Below are 17,143 nucleotides of genomic sequence, written 5' to 3'. Positions count from 1 at the left end.
TGATGCCGGTCCCCATGGACCGGCCGGGGTCATTTGCTGATATCCAGCGCCTGCCAGTGTGGGAAGTGCTTGCGGATCAGCGCATTGAGTTCAAGTTCAAACTCGCTGAAATCCGTCTTCTGCGCCTTGGCTTCCAGGGCGCTTTCCACCATACCGGCACCGACAGTGATATTGCCCAGACGGTCGATAAAGATGAAACCACCCGTGTCGCGGTTGTCGCGATAGGCGTCAAACACCACAGACTCATTCAGTTCCAGCTCCACCAGGGCTATGCCATTGAGGGGCAGCTCACTCAGGCTGGTTTCCGCCAGACTGTTCACATCTATGCCGTGCACTATGTGCTTGACCGTACCGGGCACCTTTTTGGTGCCGAGCTTGATGTTGTACTGACGACCGACAACCAGAGGCTGCTCGTGCATCCACACCACCTTGGCCAGCAGGCGGTTCGACACAGTCGCCCGGCTGTCGGCGGGCACTATCACGTCGCCACGGCTGATATCGATTTCATCATTGAGAGTCAGGGTCACCGCCTGGCCGGCAAAGGCCTCGGGCAACTCGCCATCAAAGGTCACTATGCTCTTGATGCGCGAGCTTTTGCCGGAGGGCAGCACCTTGACCTCATCCCCGGTTCTGAAGCTGCCGGACGCTATGGTGCCGGCAAAGCCACGGAAATCCAGGTTGGGACGATTGACGTACTGCACCGGCAAACGGGCCTCAAAGCCGTGGTTGAAACCGGTTACGGGCGCCTGCTCCAGCAACTCCAGCAGGGTTGGACCCTGATACCAGGGGCTGCGCTCGGAACGGTTCACCAGGTTGTCACCTTCCAGCGCCGACAGGGGCACAAAGCGAATGTCCGGCACCTGCAGCTGGGCCGCAAAGGCCAGGTAGTCGCGCTTGATTTCTTCAAAGCGGGCCTCGTCGAAGCCCAGCAGATCCATCTTGTTCACGGCCACCACGAACTGCTTGATCCCCAGCAAGGCGCAGATAAAGCTGTGGCGACGGGTCTGCACCTGCACCCCGTGACGGGCATCAATCAGGATAATCGCCAGATCGCAGTTGGATGCACCTGTGGCCATGTTGCGGGTGTACTGCTCGTGGCCCGGGGTATCGGCGATGATGAACTTGCGCTTTTCGGTGGAAAAATAGCGGTAGGCCACATCTATGGTGATGCCCTGCTCGCGCTCCGCCTGCAGCCCGTCCACCAGCAGCGCCAGGTCGATGGCTTCGCCCGTGGTGCCGTGGGACTTGGAGTCCTTGTGCAGCGCCGCCAGCTGATCTTCATAGATCTGGGCGCTGTCGTGCAGCAAACGGCCTATGAGGGTGGATTTACCGTCGTCCACCGAGCCACAGGTCAGGAACTTCAGCAAAGACTTGTGCTGTTGCTTTTCCAGGTACTGTTCAATACCCAGATCTTTGACTTGCAGTGCGACTGACATCAGAAATAGCCCTCACGTTTTTTCTTTTCCATTGACCCGGATGAGTCATGATCTATCACCCGCCCCTGACGTTCGCTGGAGCGGGACAGCAGCATTTCCTCAATGATCTCGGTCAGGGAGGAGGCGCTGGACTCTATGGCGCCGGTGAGCGGATAGCAGCCCAGGGTGCGGAAGCGTACCCGCTTCATTTCAGGGACTTCGCCCTCATTGAGTGGCATGCGCTCGTCATCCACCATGATCAGGGTGCCGTTGCGCTCCACCACGGGGCGTTCAGCGGCAAAGTACAGTGGCACTATGTCGATGTTTTCCTGATAGATGTATTGCCAGATATCCAGCTCGGTCCAGTTCGACAGCGGGAAGACCCGGATGCTCTCGCCCTTGTTCACCTGGCCGTTATAGGTGTGCCACAGCTCTGGGCGCTGGTTCTTGGGATCCCAGCGGTGATGCTGATCGCGGAAGGAATAGACCCGTTCCTTGGCGCGGGATTTCTCCTCGTCGCGGCGGGCACCACCGAAGGCGGCATCAAAGCCGTACTTGTTGAGTGCCTGCTTCAGGCCCTCGGTCTTCATCACGTCTGTGTGCTTGGAAGAGCCAAAGGTAAAGGGGTTCATGCCCATGGCGAGGCCTTCGGGATTCTTGTGCACCAGGAGATCAAAACCGTATTTCCTGGCCACCTCATCCCGGAATGTGATCATGTCGCGGAATTTCCAGTCGGTATCCACGTGCAGCAGCGGGAAAGGGATCTTGCCCGGATAAAAGGCCTTGCGCGCAAGGTGCAGCAACACGGATGAATCCTTGCCGATGGAATAGAGCATCACAGGGTTATCAAACTCCGCGGCAACTTCACGGAAGATTTGAATGCTCTCCGCTTCCAACTGTTGCAAATGACTGAGGACGGGCCCTGACATCATATTTCTCCGATTCTTTCTGTTTACGGCCAAGGGCCGGCTTATTTCACAAGCTGTTTGGCCGGCGTCTCGCTGACGGCGGCGGGTTCAAACCAGTTCAGGCTGTCGGCCAGGCTGACCACCTCGCCCACTATCATCAGCGCCGGCATCACCACCCTGGGATCTTTGGCCAGGGCTTCGAGGGCACCCAGGGTACCTATAACCTGTTGCTGCTGGGCCGTGGTGGCTCTGGATACTATTGCCACCGGGGTGTCGGCACTGCGGCCATGATTAATCAGCTCGCGCTGGATAAGGCCGGCATTGAGTATGCCCATGTACACCACCAGGGTATTGGCCGGATTGGCATAGCCCTGCCAATCCATGGGACGGCTGTCCAGTTGGCAATGGCCGGTAATAAAGGTCACGCCCTGGGCATGATCCCTGTGGGTTAAAGGAATGCCGGCATAGGCCGAGGTGCCGCTGGCGGCGGTAATCCCGGGGATCACTTCAAATTGCACGCCGGCTTCCGCCAGGGTCTGCAGCTCTTCACCACCGCGACCGAAGATAAAGGGATCGCCGCCCTTGAGGCGCACCACATTGCGGCGGGTAAAGGCCTTGGTCACCAACAATTGATTGATTTCTTCCTGGCGGGCGCTGTGGGCACCGGCCCTTTTACCGACGGCGATCTTTTCCGCCGAGGCCGGGATCAGCGCCAGTATGTCATCGCTGACCAAGGCGTCGTACAATACGACATCGGCAGCGGCCAGCACCCGGGCGGCCTTGAGAGTGAGCAGGTCCACGTCGCCGGGTCCTGCGCCCACCAACCATACCTTGCCCGCCGTTTGCTGCCCCGGCAGTGTCACTATGTCCATACCCGTTCCCCTCTATCTGCTATGTTGGCAATATAGCGGCACTCATATTCCATAATAAATAGTAAATAGTTAGTTTTTATAACCAATAGTTATTTACTGACGGGACACCAGGACTTATCCCCGCAACGGCATAACAAACTTGGGGGAAAAGTGCTTAATCCATTGACTCTTAAGCACTCAAACTTGTCAAGGCTGCTTTCATTCAAGCACTTGGAGCAGATTTCGGCACTGTCACAACTATAAGATATGGCAAAAAGATCTAGTGACAGGGTCCATGGCCGGACGGCAGACCGGCTTGATTGGCATGGCTGGTCAAGCATGCACCCACTGGGGTAAGCTTGGGGCCGCATTCACAGGAGAGAAGAAGCCAGATGATAATTCGCGCCCTTTTGCTAAGCCTTGGTGCCTTGATTGCCTTACCCGCCCTGGCCGAGGACTCATTGGTTAACGAACGGGTCAGGGAGGAACTGGCGACCTCGGACAGACCCTTTGTGATCACCCCCCACAAGGTCAACTATCTGTTGCCCTTTACCTACAACAGCTCACCCAATATGACGCCCTTCGAGGACGAAGCCCGCGAGCATGGGGCCACAATGGACAATGCCGAAGCCAAGTTTCAGATAAGCTTCAAGTTTCCGCTTTGGTACAATGTCTTTGGTGACAATGGTCATCTGTTTTTCGCCTATACCAATCAGTCTTACTGGCAGGTGTACAACCAGGACATATCGTCTCCGTTCCGCGAGACCAACCATGAGCCCGAGCTGTTTATGCTGTTCAACAACGACTGGAAGCTGTTTGGCATGACCAACTCGCTCTGGGGCTTTGGTGCTGTCCACCAGTCCAACGGCAAGGCCGGAGACATGTCCCGCAGTTGGAACAGGGTTTATGGCACCATGGTGTTTGACTCGGGTCCCCTGGCGCTGGCGGCCAGGGTGTGGTGGCGGATCCCCGAAAGTGAAAAGGAATATGAGGGCGATCCCCGCGGTGACGACAATCCGGACATTGAAGATTATCTGGGCAATGTCGAGCTGCAGGCCGTCTATGGCCTGAATGAACAACGCTATACCCTGCTGCTGCGCAATAACTTCAACCACCCCAACCGCGGTGCGGTGGAGCTGACTTGGAGTTATCCCCTGGTGGGCAATCTGCGCTTCTATGCGCAATACTTCAATGGCTACGGCGAAAGTTTGATTGATTACAACGCCCATACCCAGCGCATCGGCCTGGGCGTATCCCTGAACGATATTCTCTAGGCATTCCGGAGTCGTCATGGCAGGAAGCAGTGAACCGGTGAAAGGCCCACGCCCCCTGAGTTTTCGGGGCGTGACCGCTTGCCTGTGCCTGCTGATAACCCTGAGCGCCCTTGCCCTGCTGCAACTCAGCTGGCCCGAACCGGCCAAACCGCAGCAACTGACCGCCGCTGAAATAGCCGAAGATCTCTATCTGCTGCAGCAAAAATTGGCCAGGCACTCGGCTTTTCTGGCACTCAATGGAAAGAGCGCCGAAGCCAACCTGGACCGGGCCAGTCAAGCACTGCTTAAAAAAGTGGATGGCCAGTTAAGCAACAGGCGTTTTGCCGCCGAACTGCTGCGGTTATTGGCGCCATTGGAGGATCCCGGCCTGCACCTGGCCGCAGAGTCGCTCGATTGTCGTCAATTGCCGTTGCAATTGCGGCCCATGGAACACCAGTGGTTAGCGCTGGATGAAACCGGCGCACCGCTGGATGCTGACTTTCCCTTTATCACCCACATAGATGGCCTGCCCCTGGAGCGTTGGATAGGGGCGGCCCAGCGTTACCTGCCATCGGGCTCCAAGAACAGTCCCGGCCTGTTGCTGCCCTGGCTTGGCCGCCTCGGCATTCTGCGCCGAGATCTCGGCCTGCCGGACCCGGACTCAGTGTTGCTTGGGCTCAGCGATGGTGAATTTGCCTCCCGCTTCCACTCCCTGGCGCTGGCAGCAGAATCCTCAATCCAAAACAAGGATGAGTTTCCCCAGGCCACGGCATGGTTGGCAACTTATCCGGCATTTAAGCCCCTGCTGCAGCCCCTGTTAGGCTCACTGACGTTGCGGGGCGGCAATCAAGAGCCGCCACCCGAGCCAAGGCCTATGCCGAGTTTACAGCGGCTGGCTCCCGGCAGTATGTCGCTGACACTGGACAATCTCGATGCCCTGGATACCCAGGCCACCAAGACGCTGTTGAGTCAGGCCTTGGCATCGCCAAGGCTGATTGTGGATTTGCGTCACGCCCACGGCCACAGTCCACGACTGCTCAGTTTGCTGGCCAACTATGCCGGTGAGTCAGGCTCCCTGCTGGGGTTTGCCCACTACCGCCGCGGTGATACCCGCAGCGACTTCTTTGGCAGCGGAGCCTTCCGTATTCTGCCGGGTACGGTGGAGCCAAGCTTGCCGGAGAGCGGTGAGGCCTTCGGCCCCTGGTACAGTCGCAACCTTGAGGGCCAATCCTCCTCAAGCAAGCTCAATTTTGCCTCGCCCCCCGACACCAGGCTGGCCATTATTACCGGCCCCGATTGTCGCCAGGAGTGTGAATGGATAGTTCACAGCGCCAAGCATTGGGCCAGGGCCGTGGTCATAGGTGAGGCCACCAGCGGCGACCTTGGCAAGCTTTACAGCCTGACATTACCCAATTCCCGCATCCGGGTTTCCTTCAGCCAATCACTGGCATTTGCTGCCGATGGCCAATTGCTGTCAGCGGTGGGAACCCAACCCGACATCCACATCTCCAGCGTCGATGAACCCGATTGGCAGGGCTTGTTGCAATTAATCGACAGCGAGCAACTGGCGCAAACCAGTCGCAGTCATGGCACAAGCGCTCGTTGAACAGGGGTATAAAAAGGAGAAACCCCGAATAGTCCAGGAAGATGAATGGGACTATCCGGGGGAAAACGCCGGGAGAAGACTGCACTTGCGCCAGCAAGTCAATCAAGGCTCGGAGGAGCCCAGCGCCATTCAAGGGAAGACCGTTTTCCGGCGGCAACCAAGTCGGTTACCAACTACCGGGGGAGCAAGGTGCAGCGAAACCTAAGCCTCTGTGACCATGCCCGCCACAGCCTGAGAATGGCAAAACCACCTACGGGAACTTCCAACTATAGACTATCCACCGAAATTGTGAACAAGTCTGTGGGTGAAATTGTACAAATTTTTTGAAGCAGCTCACAACGTGACTAAAAGCAATTTAATTTCATAACCTTAAAACAAAAGTGCATCTGCATTTATCCACAAAAGCAAAAGGCTGCCCTAAGGCAGCCTTTTCATTCCAGCAGCAGCTATCAGAAGCTGTAGCTGACACGGCCATAGTAGTAGCCACCGTTAAAGCCATAGGGCGAGGTGACTGGGTACTGGGCACCTGCAATGCCAGCCCATGGGTTGTCATCGGGATACTTGTCGAACAGGTTTTGGGCCCCCACAGACAGGCTCCAGTTGTCATTGACGTCATAGCTCAGCTCGGCATCAAAGGTCACAGCAGAGCTTACATCAATTGGCAGTTCGCCGTCTGAATCCAGGTGGTTTTCCCAGTATGAACCGTAGTAGTTCATACGCAGCATGGAGCGCCAGTCAGCACTGAGTTCCTGGGTCCAGGTCAAAGTCCCCTTGGAATGTGGCAGGGCTTCTTCCAGTGCCTTCACCTTGGCATCGCTGATGTTGGCAGGGTTCCAGCTGTCCACTTCGGTCTCGGTCCAGTTATAGGCCAGGGCAAAGTTGGCGCCGTCGAGCCAATCAGGTGCATAGCTGACCACCAGATCGATACCCTGGGTAGTGGTATCGAAGTCGTTGGTGAAGTAACGCACAGCTGAGAAGCTGCTGGCATCCAGAATACCCTGAGCCAGGAGCGCATCCTTGTCAGCATCTGACAGTTCCAGCGGTGATGTCTGGGTAATGCGGTCTTCCAGTTCAATATGGAAGTAATCCAGGGTCAGGAAGAACTCACCCAGAGTCAAGACGCCACCCAGGGAGTAGTTGAAGGAGGTTTCCGGATCCAGTGGTTTACCACCCTTCTGTACCGAAATTGGGTTGGTTGGTGGCAGAGTGGCCTGGTCCTGCAGACCGTTGGGGCTGAACGCCGTGGTCACGTTACGCACATTGTTCTGACCCACGGTAGGGGCGCGGAAGCCTGTGCTGACCGCACCGCGCAGAGAGAAATCATCGGTTACGTTCCAGATTGAACCCAGCTTCCAGTTGGTGGTTGAGCCGAAATCATCGTAGTGCTCGTAACGTACGGCACCGGTCACCAACCAGCTGAAGGTAATTTCTTTCTCAACATCTATGTAGGCAGCCACGTTGCCACGGCCCCAAGAACCTGAGTCCTCGGGCTTGAAGCCGGGGAAGCCGTTGGAACCAATACCGAAGCCCTGGGACGCCAGCGGGCCCACTTCAAATGACGCCGGGTCACCGTTGTAGATTTCGAAGGTTTCACGGCGGTATTCCAGACCACCCGCAAAGCTCCAGGTGTCAATCTCGAAGTAGCTCAGATCCAAGCTGGCACCACGCTCCAACTGCACATACTTACCTGGGTTAAAGGTGTTTGGCGACATAGGTCCCAAGGAACCGTTGACCGTGTTCTTGATGTAGTAGTCTGAGGTGTTCTTGCCATAGGACAGGCTGAAGTCATAGTTGATGCTGTTCTTGGTGGTACCCTTCAGGCCAGCCACCAAAGAAGTGTCCTCCACCACACCACCAAAGTGTGGGGTAAAGCCACCGGGGAACATTTCATTGAACACAAAACAGTCGGGGTCAGCCTTAACCTGTGCCAGTGCATCTGGATCAGGTACCCCGTCCACTACATTAATAGTGGGGCAATTACCCGACATATCGCCGGTCAAGTCACCTACCAGCAGGGTCTTACCACCATCGGCGCTGTAGATACCATCACGGTCGGTTGGGTTACGGTAATAGAAGCCACCTTCCACGTCGCGACGGGCCCAGTTACCGAACATGTAAGCGGTTTGATCGGCATTCAGATCCAGACCGGCGTTAAAGAAGAACTTAAAGTCTTCCTTGGTTTCCGGGGTACCCCACACCTGGGCAGGCACAGGCACGGCTGTGTTGCCGGCATCGATCAGCGCCTGGGCATCATCACGCTGGACGCTGCGACTGGTAGTATCCTGGGTTTTATATTCGCCGCTGATGTTAAAGAAACCGTTGTCGGTCAGTGGCAAACCCACGTTGGCAGCAATCATTGGGCTGGAGCCATCGCCTTCATAGAACTCACCGTAACGGGCTTCTATGGTGCCACCGTCGGAGTTGTCCTTGAGCTGGAAGTTGATCACACCGGCAATGGCATCGGAACCGTACTGGGCGGCAGCGCCGTCACGCAGCACTTCCACCTGCTTCAGGGCGATGGCGGGAATCACGGAAATGTCCGGACCCTGGGCACCATCGGAGATACCGGCGCCCTGGAAGGCGATTACTGAAGAGCGGTGGCGGCGTTTGCCGTTCAGCAATACCAGGGTGTGGTCCGGCGCCAGACCGCGCATGTTGGCGGGGCGCACCAGAGTCGAGGCATCACTGATGGGTTGGGCGTTTACGTTATAGGAAGGCACCACCTTACTGAACAGATCGTTCATGTCGGTGGCACCGTTCTTGGTGAATTCTTCATTGCCAATGATGTCAACGGGTACAGGCGACTCACCTACTGAGCGGGGAGCAGCACGGGAACCTACTACGGCAATCTTTTCGATATTTTGTGCCTCGGCCTGAGCTTCTTCTTCGGCGAAGGCAACCTGGCTGGCCAGAGTGCCTGTCAGGGCAAGCGAAACAGCTAAACTCAGTGAGCTGAACCCGAACTTTCTTTTGTTTTGTAAAGTCATCATTTGTGCTCTCAACTGCTTATTTATTGTTCTGTATGCCGACTTACTCCGTGTTTCCGGAGTTTTTCCGTCAGCCACTCCCTGGGAAGTGAAATCTAGATTTACACTCACGCTCCTTTTTTATAACAAGTCACTCACAAAAACCAATACTTTATTACAGAGATCACATAATAAATTTACGAATCATTTCATGGCCGAAGGGCTTGCCTGACGTCCGAACATGTGATGGAGGGGGGAATAGTGATGGAGGAATGGACAAAATTTATCGCAGGTCATTGACCCTGACACAAACCCGGCTCTAGGCTAGCATTCAGTTGGCGGCACAGGTTCACCAGGCATTTCCGCACACGGGACAAGAGACAATTCCAATGTTGTATGACACTGAATCAGAATTAAAAATAGAATACTCCTCCCTGGTGGATCTCATCGATGCCAGCTGTGAGCGCTATGGCGACAAGCCCGCCTTTGCCTGTCTGGGCAAAGAGCACAGCTTTCGTGAAATCCATACCCTGGCCAACGCCTTCGGTGCCTGGTTACAACAGCAACCTCTGTTGCAACCGGGCGACAGAATTGCCATTCAGCTGCCCAATTTGACCCAGTTTGTTATCGCCGCCTACGGCGCCCTCAAGGCCGGGCTGGTGTTGGTCAACACCAATCCCCTTTATACCGAGCGCGAGCTGATCCATCAGTTCAAAGACTCGGGGGCCAAGGCCTTGGTGGTGCTGTCGGATCTGTTACCCATATTGGCCAAGGTGGTGGCCAGTACGCCGGTGGAGCTGGTGATATCCACCCATCCGCTGGATCTGCTGGCCCCTCAGGTGCAGCCCAAGACAGGGCTCAAGAATGTGGAATTCATGCAGGTGCTGCAACAGGGTATGGGCCTGGAACTGAAACCTTTAGCGGCCGATCACGCCAGTCTGGCGGCGCTGCAGTACACGGGCGGTACCACGGGATTGTCCAAGGGCGCCATGCTCAGCCACGGTAACCTGCTGGCCAATGCGGCCCAATGCAAATCCCGACTGGGGAATGTGATATCCGAGGGGCAAGACATCTTTGTCGCCCCCCTGCCCATCTATCACATCTATGCCTTTCTGGTGAACCTGGTGCTCTATTTCGAGTGCGGCGCCTGCTCTGTGCTGATCCCCAATCCGCGGGATATTGCCGGCCTGATAAAGACCCTGGCCAAGTATCCCTTTACCGGTTTTGCCGGCCTCAACACCCTGTTTGTGGGTCTGTGCCATCAGGCCAAGTTCAAGGCCCTGGATTTCAGTCACCTCAAGGTCACCATCTCAGGAGGCACAGCCCTGACCGAGGCGGCCGCCAAACTTTGGCAACAGACCACTGGCTGCACCATCAGCGAGGGCTATGGGCTGTCGGAAACCTCCCCCGTGGTCAGCCTCAATGCCCCGGGGTTGGAACGTCTTGGCACCATAGGCAAAGCCGTGCTCAATACCAGGGTGAAAATCCTCGATAGCAACGATGTCGAAGTGGCACTTGGCGAAGCCGGGGAACTGGCGGTGGCCGGTCCCCAGGTGATGAGTGGCTACTGGCAGCAGGCGGAGGAAAATGCCCGGGTATTTACCGCCGATGGCTTCTTTCGCACCGGCGATGTGGCCATAGCCGATGCCGAGGGCTTTTTGCGGATAGTGGATCGCAAAAAGGACATGATTATCGTCTCGGGCTTTAACGTCTATCCCAACGAGGTTGAGAACGTACTCGCCGGTCACCCGGCGGTACTGGAGTGCGCCGTCATAGGCGTGGCCGACGAGAAAAGTGGCGAGACGGTCAAGGCCTTTATCGTGCTGACCCCAGAGGTGGAAAATCAGCAGCAGGCCAGGGATGCAATAATGCAGCACTGCGAGGCCAATCTCACCGGCTATAAATTGCCGCGGCAGATAGAGTTTGTACCCCAGCTGCCCAAGAGTACTGTCGGCAAGGTGCTGCGCCGGGCGCTGCGCAGCTAAGACTAAGCAATTAATAGCGAGACCATTAACAGCTAAGCAATTAGTAGCCAGCCCATAACAACAAGCCCCGGCAATGCCGGGGCTTTTTTATTGCCGTAAAACCCTGAGCCTTAAATGGTTAAGCCCCACAGTTCAAAGGTTTCCCGGCACAACTGCTCGCGAAAATCCGGATGGGCTATGTCCACCAGGGCCTTGGCCCGCTCCCGCAGTGAACGACCGCGCAGGTTGGCGACCCCGTATTCGGTCACTATGTAGTGCACATGGGCGCGGGTGGTCACCACCCCGGCCCCGGGGGCCAACACAGGGGCTATGCGCGATACCTTGCCACCCGCCGCCGTACTGGGGATGGCAATTACCGAGCGGCCGCCCTCGGACAGACCGGCGCCGCGGATAAAGTCCATCTGGCCCCCTACACCCGAGTAAATGCGGGTGCCGAGGGAATCGGCGCAGACCTGGCCGGAGATATCCACCTGCAGCGCCGAGTTGATGGCCATCACATTGGGGTTGCGGCGGATAATGGCGGTGTCGTTCACCTGCTCAATATCGAGGAACACCACCTCGGGATTGTCGTCGACAAAGTCATACAGGCGGCGGCTGCCAAGGGCAAAGCCGGTCACCAGCTTGCCGGGGCGGAAGCGCTTGCACTTGTTGGTGACCACGCCACGCTCCACCAGTGACAGTATGCCGTCTGAAAACAGCTCGGTATGGATCCCCAGATCGCGCCTGTCATGGAGACAACCGAGCACGGCATCGGGAATGCCGCCTATGCCCATCTGCAAACAATCGCCGTCGCGCACCAGGGTCGCCACGTGCTCACCTATGGCACGGGTGACCTTGTCACCGGCGGCCATGGGATGCTCCGGCAGGGCCACACTTTCCTCGTACACGGCGGCAAACCTGTCCATATGCACAAAGCCATCGCCGTGGGTGCGCGGCATCTGCGGATTGATATGGGCAATGATCCTACCTGCCACCTCACAGGCGGCCAGGGTGGCCTCCACCGAGATCCCCAGGGAACAAAGACCATGCTTATCCGGCGGTGACACCTGGATGATGGCGGTGTCGATGCGCTGCTCGCGGCTGCGGAACAACTTGGGCACTTCCGACAGGAAAATCGGCACATAATCGGCGTCCCCCTGTTGCAGCAGGGAGCGGGTCGGCACACCGCCGAAATAACAGCGGTGACGCAAATGGCCCTTGAGTTCGGGGCTGCTCAGGCACTCGGCCTGCTCGGTATGCAGTTGCAGCAGGGTCAGATTACGGCGGTTGCGGGCATGAACGGCCAGCGCTTCCAACATAATTCTCGGGGTCGCCCCCATGGAATGGGTCCAGATGTACTCGTTGTTGTCTATCAGTGACACAGCCTCAAGGGCTGTGTTGCAGTGCCGTGGCGCCATGGCCTTTCCTTTATGAGAATAAGACCTTGCTGTTATAGCAGTAAAGACAGGCGCTTGGGCTGAGCCGGATCATGCTTTTACAATTTCCCACCCGGCCTGAATTTGCCGGGTTAACCCGGCACTGACAGCGGCGCCTCTTCGCTGAGCAATTGCAAGCTGGCAAATTCCCGGTAGCGGTCGCTGCTTGTAAGGAGTTCGCTGTGGCTGCCCTGGGCTATCAGCCGGCCCTTGTCGAGCACCAGAATGCGATCGGCATTGATAACGGTCGACAGCCGATGGGCGATGATCAAACTGGTGCGCCCCTGCATCAATACATCCAGGGCCTGCTTGACCTTGAGTTCGCTGACGGCATCCAGAGCACTGGTGGCCTCATCGAGCAGCAGCACGGGGCGATTGGCCAGTATGGCGCGGGCGATGGCGATGCGCTGCTTCTGGCCACCGGACAGGCGCACGCCACGCTCACCAAGATAGGTGTCGTAGCCGTCCGGCAGCTCGCGGATAAACTCGTCGGCCCGGGCGGCGACACAGGCTGCGCGCACCGCCTCGATTGAAGCCTGCGGATCGCCATAGCGCACGTTTTCCAGCACACTGGTGGCGAAGATCACCGACTCCTGGGGCACCAGGGCAAACTGGCGCCGCAGCTCATCCAAAGACAACTCGGCAATATCTGTGTTGTCGAGCAGGATGCGGCCGCCTGTGGGCTGATAAAAACGCGCCAACAGCTGGAACAGGGTGCTCTTGCCGGCGCCGCTCTCGCCCACCAGCGCCACCTTTTCACCGGCACGGATATGGACATTGAGATCCGCCAGTGCCGGGGTTGCGTCGCCATTGCCGTTCTCTCCACCAGAGCCACTGCCGGGATAGGCGAACTGCAGCGCCTGCAATTGCAGCTCACCGCGCACCGGCTTGGCCAATTGTTTGGACTCGGCCAGCTCAGGAATATCGCTTTGCGCTTCGGTCAGTTCCTTGAGTCGCTCAGCCGCGCCAATGGAGCGCTGGATATCCCCCACCACCTCGCTGATGGTGGCCGTGCCACCGGCCACCATCACGGCATAAAACAGGAAGGCCGACAGCTGACCGGCGCTGACCACCCCGCTCATCACATCCCGGGCGCCAACCCAGGTCACCAGGGCGATGGCGGCAATGGATAAAAACATCACCAGGGCGATCAGCGCCGCCCGCACCCGGATGCGGCGGTTGGCCGAGGCCATCACGGCTTCAACATGGTTGCCGAACAGCTCCCGGTCCACCGCTTCATGGCCATAGGACTGCACAGTGTGGATCTCGTGCAGGCTCTCATCCACGTAAGCGCCGAGGTCGGCCACCCTGTCCTGGCTCTCCCGCGACAGACTGCGCACCCGGCGCCCGAAAAAGAATACCGGCACCAATACCGCGGGTACCGCCAGCAGCACCAGAGCGGTGAGTTTGAGACTGGTCACCGCCATCATCAGCATGCCCCCCAGAACTGTCACCGCCGAGCGCAGCGCCATCGACAGGCTGGAGCCCACCACGGTTTGCAGCAGGGTGGTGTCGGCGGTAAAGCGCGACAGCACCTCGCCGGTGCGCAGCCTGGCGTAAAAGCTTGGCGACAGGGTCAGCAACTGGCGGTACAAGTTCAAGCGAATGTCATTGCTGACCCGCTCGCCGAGCCAGGTCATCAGGAAAAAGCGGCAATAGACGGCGCTGGCGCTGACGGCGGTGATCCCGAGCAGCATAAGAATGATCTGGTTGAGCCGCTCGACCGAGCCGCTGACAAAACCCTCGTCCACCAGCAGCCGTACCCCCTGGCCCAGGGCCAGCCAGGCGACCGAGCCCAGCAGCAGGCACACCAGGGCCGCAACCACCTTGAGCTTGTAGGGGCGTAAAAATCCCAGGATCCATCCGAGCACATCCGCCCGCGCTGTTTTGCTGTCCATAGTGGCTCCGCTTGAGAAAAGAGACCGCGCCCGGTTCGCTCTATTACGCATGGCGACGGCGGCGTGGCTGATAACTTCTAACATGGGGTATGCCTTGGCCAATTGCAATGGCAGCGTCGGATTGAGCCACAGTAACAGTAGGGAAATCATGGCACTTAAGGGTTATCATGGACGCCATTGGTTTTTATCAGAAAAAACAGAGCATCCCCATGACCCCAGCTTCACCCGAAACCCGCGAACAGGCGATGAAGGTCGCCCGTGCCACCCAAAAACCTGACCAGACCAAGGAACAAACCCGGCTTATCGCCCAGGGCATAGAAAAAGGCATAGCCGAGTTCAAGAAACAGCAAAAAGCCAAGGCCCGCGAGCGCGACAAGTTGCGCAAGCGCCAGCTTAAAGACCGCCAATCCCAGCTGGATGAGACCGAGCTCGAACAAGAACTCGAACAGGACTGGCCGGACAGCCCTTGGTACCCAAACGTTTGGTACAAAAGCGCAGCCCTGCCCTGGAGCCTGCTGCTGGTCAGCTGGCTCGGCTTTGCCGCTTGGTTACTGCTAAGCCAATAATTTTGGTCAAGCTGATTGAGCGGCCACGGGACAATCACCATGCCGCGATTCATCTTGACAGCCTGAGCTATAGCACCAGCGCCGGCTTTAACCTGGCTTCTGTGGCCCTGTGCCTGGTGCTGGCGGGACTGTACGCCGCCTGGTGGTAAGCCCTTGTTGGCATGATGAAAATGGGCTGAGGCGAAAGCCGCATTTGCTGTTATTCTTGGGCGAATCCGGATAGATAAAGGGAAGTGTCATGCCACTCTCTCCAGAGCACCTCGTTCAAGTGCTCCTTGCTCAAATGCGCCCCAGCAGGCTTGGTTTCAAGCAAAGACTCACGACCAAGCCAATGAGCGGCCGGCTGCTGCTCTTTTTGCGAGTAGTTTGGCGAAAAGCGCAGCAAGCCTCGCGGCTCTCATTGCTGACAATCATGTTGCCTGCCCAAGCCCTGGCCTATAACCCGGACACAGGCCATCTGCCACTGGCGCGACAGGCCTTGGCCCTGTTTGAGAGCTGCACCGGTGAATCTTTTTATAACCAGAGCCTCGCTCATAACGACAGCAGGGCCAATCAGCTGCTGATAGCCAACCACGCCATGGACAAGGGCGCCACCGCCCTGCCCCGCCCCCTGCTCAAACTGCCGGAGGCAGATGCCCTGTTTCCCATGGCAAGACGGGTCCACAACTGGCACTTCTTCAGCCCGGACAAGCAGGACCCGGCCCTGACACTGGAGGGTCGCACCGACATGTCGATGGCGCGGCTCTGGAATAACGCAACTCAAGGCTTTAAGCGCTATGGCGATGATTACCGTTGGTATTTTCTTGGTGCCCTGATGCACTTAACCGAGGATGTCAGTGTTCCGGCCCACGTGGCACCCGTGTATCACGGCCCCAAGCTGGTGGCCTGGAAGCGCACCTTCGCCCCCCTGGTCAACTATCTGGGCTGGGGGTTTCGCGGTGTGCTCGCCATTCACGACAGGATTGATGACTGGCCGGTCAGCGCCGATTTGGCGGGAGCGCAATCCGGCCTGTGTTCGGTGCTGGCTACCCCGGCAGCCTCTGTGGACAGTATTCGCTTGAGCCAGGCCCGCGCCACCCTGGCCGCCATGGCCGAGGCTGTACCGGGCTGCCCCGGGCTGCACTGGGGCGATTACTGGCAGCAGCCACTGGGACACAAATACTTTGTCGGCTATAACCAGCAGTTACCACCCTTTGGCGAGGTACGCGCCCGCCGCCCCGGCCTGTTTCCAAGCTGTGTACCGGACAAGGCAGCCTTCGATGCCTTTGTTAAAGGCCGTCACCTGGATGCCATTCGCGCCGATCTGCAATTGCTGCAATGGGCCAGACAGAGCGCCAGTGGACCGCTGCAACCCGGAGTCAGCTCAAGGTAACCCGGTTACGGCCCTGACTCTTGGCTTCATACAGGGCCTGATCCGCTTCCAGGTAAAGGGACTCAAAGGTAGGATTGTGGTGCTGGGTGGACACCCCGATAGACACAGAAAGGGCTATCTCTCGGCCAGGGGTTTGCAATGGCAGACTTTGGATCTGAGCGCGGATCCGTTCGGCGATCACCCTGGCATCCTGGCTGTCGGTATTGCCAAGAAACACCACAAATTCTTCGCCGCCAAGGCGACCTATCATGTCGAACGGCCGCAAGCTGGCCTTCATGACCTCGGCACAATGTTTCAGCGCCAAATCGCCGATATGATGACCATAGGTGTCATTGACCCTTTTAAAGTGATCCAAATCCACCAGCAGTATGGTCATGGCGGCGCCGATTCGGCTGCAGCGGGCCAGTTCGGCGCTGACCGAGTCCTGAATCGCCCTGCGATTGGCAACGCCGGTCAGCTCATCGGTCAATGCCATCACATGATACTTGTATAATGCCGCCTGCAAATGTTGCTCTGACTGCTTCTGCTTAGTGATATCTTTGATTTGCAACAACATGTTGCCCATGGCATCCGTCTGCTCCGACATCAGGAACCAGCGGCCATCCAGATAGTCAACCTCAAACAGGCGGTAGGGCTTGGAGCGTCTGACGCTTTCCACGTATGCAATAAACTGCTCTATGTCACCCGAACCGATATGGGCAGCCCGGCCCTGATGGAAATTGCGTCGCAAAATCGCATCAAAGGTCAGTCGCCCCACTTCATCCCGGAATACATACATGAGCGAGAGGAAGGCATCGTTGGCATAGACCAGCCGATCATCGGGACCGAAGAGGGCGTAGCCATCCAGGGAGCTGTGAAGCAGATCCATCAATAATTTTTCGTAAGCTTGCATGCCTGCTTTATCCGGA

General features: G+C 57.5%; 13 protein-coding genes. 6 read left to right on the top strand and 7 right to left on the bottom strand.

Going from position 1 to position 17,143, the window contains the following annotated elements; translation table 11 throughout:
- Positions 1-29: 29 nt before the first annotated feature.
- The 3 genes from cysN to cobA are packed head-to-tail and all read right to left on the bottom strand — an operon-like array spanning position 30 to position 3,195.
- A complete protein-coding gene (gene cysN, locus JYB85_RS03175; protein ID WP_207381027.1) occupies positions 30-1,436 on the bottom strand; it encodes a sulfate adenylyltransferase subunit CysN in 1,407 nt (468 codons plus the stop codon).
- Entirely contained in the window at positions 1,436-2,344 is a 909-nt protein-coding gene (gene cysD, locus JYB85_RS03170) for a sulfate adenylyltransferase subunit CysD (RefSeq protein WP_207381026.1), read from the bottom strand. The genes cysN and cysD overlap by 1 nt, the downstream gene beginning before the upstream one ends.
- A 41-nt stretch (positions 2,345-2,385) precedes the next feature.
- Positions 2,386-3,195: a uroporphyrinogen-III C-methyltransferase gene (gene cobA, locus JYB85_RS03165; protein ID WP_207381025.1), complete on the bottom strand. Its 810-nt coding sequence runs from the start codon at positions 3,193-3,195 to the stop codon at positions 2,386-2,388.
- 371 nt (positions 3,196-3,566) lie between these two features.
- Between cobA and JYB85_RS03160 the strand changes: the two genes are divergently transcribed.
- Complete coding sequence (locus JYB85_RS03160) at positions 3,567-4,448, top strand: phospholipase A (protein WP_207381024.1); 882 nt, start codon at positions 3,567-3,569, stop codon at positions 4,446-4,448.
- A gap of 16 nt (positions 4,449-4,464) precedes the next feature.
- Complete coding sequence (locus JYB85_RS03155) at positions 4,465-6,033, top strand: S41 family peptidase (RefSeq protein WP_207381023.1); 1,569 nt, start codon at positions 4,465-4,467, stop codon at positions 6,031-6,033.
- 449 nt (positions 6,034-6,482) lie between these two features.
- On the opposite strand, the gene JYB85_RS03150 is transcribed toward JYB85_RS03155, so the two are convergent.
- Entirely contained in the window at positions 6,483-9,020 is a 2,538-nt protein-coding gene (locus JYB85_RS03150) for a TonB-dependent receptor plug domain-containing protein (RefSeq protein WP_407695884.1), read from the bottom strand.
- 368 nt (positions 9,021-9,388) lie between these two features.
- On the opposite strand from JYB85_RS03150, the gene JYB85_RS03145 reads away from it, so the two are divergent.
- Positions 9,389-10,984 carry an AMP-binding protein gene (locus JYB85_RS03145; protein WP_207381021.1) on the top strand — a complete coding sequence of 532 codons (1,596 nt, stop codon included), beginning with the start codon at positions 9,389-9,391 and terminating at the stop codon, positions 10,982-10,984.
- 110 nt (positions 10,985-11,094) lie between these two features.
- Here the strand turns inward: JYB85_RS03145 and JYB85_RS03140 are convergent, their stop codons facing one another.
- Together JYB85_RS03140 and JYB85_RS03135 are read right to left on the bottom strand one after the other, a co-directional pair.
- A complete protein-coding gene (locus tag JYB85_RS03140) occupies positions 11,095-12,381 on the bottom strand; it encodes an acetyl-CoA hydrolase/transferase family protein (RefSeq protein WP_207381020.1) in 1,287 nt (428 codons plus the stop codon).
- Between the two features lie 110 nt (positions 12,382-12,491).
- Entirely contained in the window at positions 12,492-14,348 is a 1,857-nt protein-coding gene (locus JYB85_RS03135; protein ID WP_207381955.1) for an ABC transporter transmembrane domain-containing protein, read from the bottom strand.
- A gap of 158 nt (positions 14,349-14,506) precedes the next feature.
- On the opposite strand from JYB85_RS03135, the gene JYB85_RS03130 reads away from it, so the two are divergent.
- The 3 genes from JYB85_RS03130 (at position 14,507) to JYB85_RS03120 (ending at position 16,235) form a co-directional block, all read left to right on the top strand.
- Entirely contained in the window at positions 14,507-14,863 is a 357-nt protein-coding gene (locus JYB85_RS03130; protein WP_207381019.1) for a DUF2956 domain-containing protein, read from the top strand.
- Between the two features lie 2 nt (positions 14,864-14,865).
- Entirely contained in the window at positions 14,866-15,012 is a 147-nt protein-coding gene (locus JYB85_RS03125) for a hypothetical protein (RefSeq protein ID WP_207381018.1), read from the top strand.
- Between the two features lie 263 nt (positions 15,013-15,275).
- Positions 15,276-16,235, top strand: a complete 960-nt coding sequence (locus JYB85_RS03120) for a phospholipase C/P1 nuclease family protein (protein WP_207381017.1) — start codon at positions 15,276-15,278, stop codon at positions 16,233-16,235.
- Here JYB85_RS03120 and JYB85_RS03115 read toward each other — a convergent pair.
- The gene (locus JYB85_RS03115; protein ID WP_207381016.1) at positions 16,222-17,127 is read right to left on the bottom strand and encodes a GGDEF domain-containing protein; all 906 of its coding nucleotides are present in this window, start codon (positions 17,125-17,127) and stop codon (positions 16,222-16,224) included. The genes JYB85_RS03120 and JYB85_RS03115 overlap by 14 nt on opposite strands.
- Positions 17,128-17,143: the final 16 nt, after the last annotated feature.

It is taken from the genome of Shewanella sedimentimangrovi (genome assembly GCF_017354965.1).
Taxonomy (GTDB): domain Bacteria; phylum Pseudomonadota; class Gammaproteobacteria; order Enterobacterales; family Shewanellaceae; genus Shewanella; species Shewanella cyperi.
This window is presented reverse-complemented; position numbering and strand designations above follow the sequence as displayed.

Excerpts from the sequence above, each read along its gene's own strand:
- JYB85_RS03130 (WP_207381019.1), top strand. The coding sequence starts at position 14,507 with ATGACCCCAGCTTCACCCGAAACCCGCGAACAGGCGATGAAGGTCGCC.
- cysN (WP_207381027.1), bottom strand. The coding sequence starts at position 1,436 with ATGTCAGTCGCACTGCAAGTCAAAGATCTGGGTATTGAACAGTACCTG.
- JYB85_RS03115 (WP_207381016.1), bottom strand. The coding sequence starts at position 17,127 with ATGCAAGCTTACGAAAAATTATTGATGGATCTGCTTCACAGCTCCCTG.
- JYB85_RS03135 (WP_207381955.1), bottom strand. The coding sequence starts at position 14,348 with ATGCGTAATAGAGCGAACCGGGCGCGGTCTCTTTTCTCAAGCGGAGCC.
- JYB85_RS03155 (WP_207381023.1), top strand. The coding sequence starts at position 4,465 with ATGGCAGGAAGCAGTGAACCGGTGAAAGGCCCACGCCCCCTGAGTTTT.
- JYB85_RS03140 (WP_207381020.1), bottom strand. The coding sequence starts at position 12,381 with ATGGCGCCACGGCACTGCAACACAGCCCTTGAGGCTGTGTCACTGATA.
- JYB85_RS03145 (WP_207381021.1), top strand. The coding sequence starts at position 9,389 with ATGTTGTATGACACTGAATCAGAATTAAAAATAGAATACTCCTCCCTG.
- JYB85_RS03160 (WP_207381024.1), top strand. The coding sequence starts at position 3,567 with ATGATAATTCGCGCCCTTTTGCTAAGCCTTGGTGCCTTGATTGCCTTA.
- cobA (WP_207381025.1), bottom strand. The coding sequence starts at position 3,195 with ATGGACATAGTGACACTGCCGGGGCAGCAAACGGCGGGCAAGGTATGG.
- cysD (WP_207381026.1), bottom strand. The coding sequence starts at position 2,344 with ATGTCAGGGCCCGTCCTCAGTCATTTGCAACAGTTGGAAGCGGAGAGC.
- JYB85_RS03120 (WP_207381017.1), top strand. The coding sequence starts at position 15,276 with ATGTTGCCTGCCCAAGCCCTGGCCTATAACCCGGACACAGGCCATCTG.
- JYB85_RS03150 (WP_407695884.1), bottom strand. The coding sequence starts at position 9,020 with ATGACTTTACAAAACAAAAGAAAGTTCGGGTTCAGCTCACTGAGTTTA.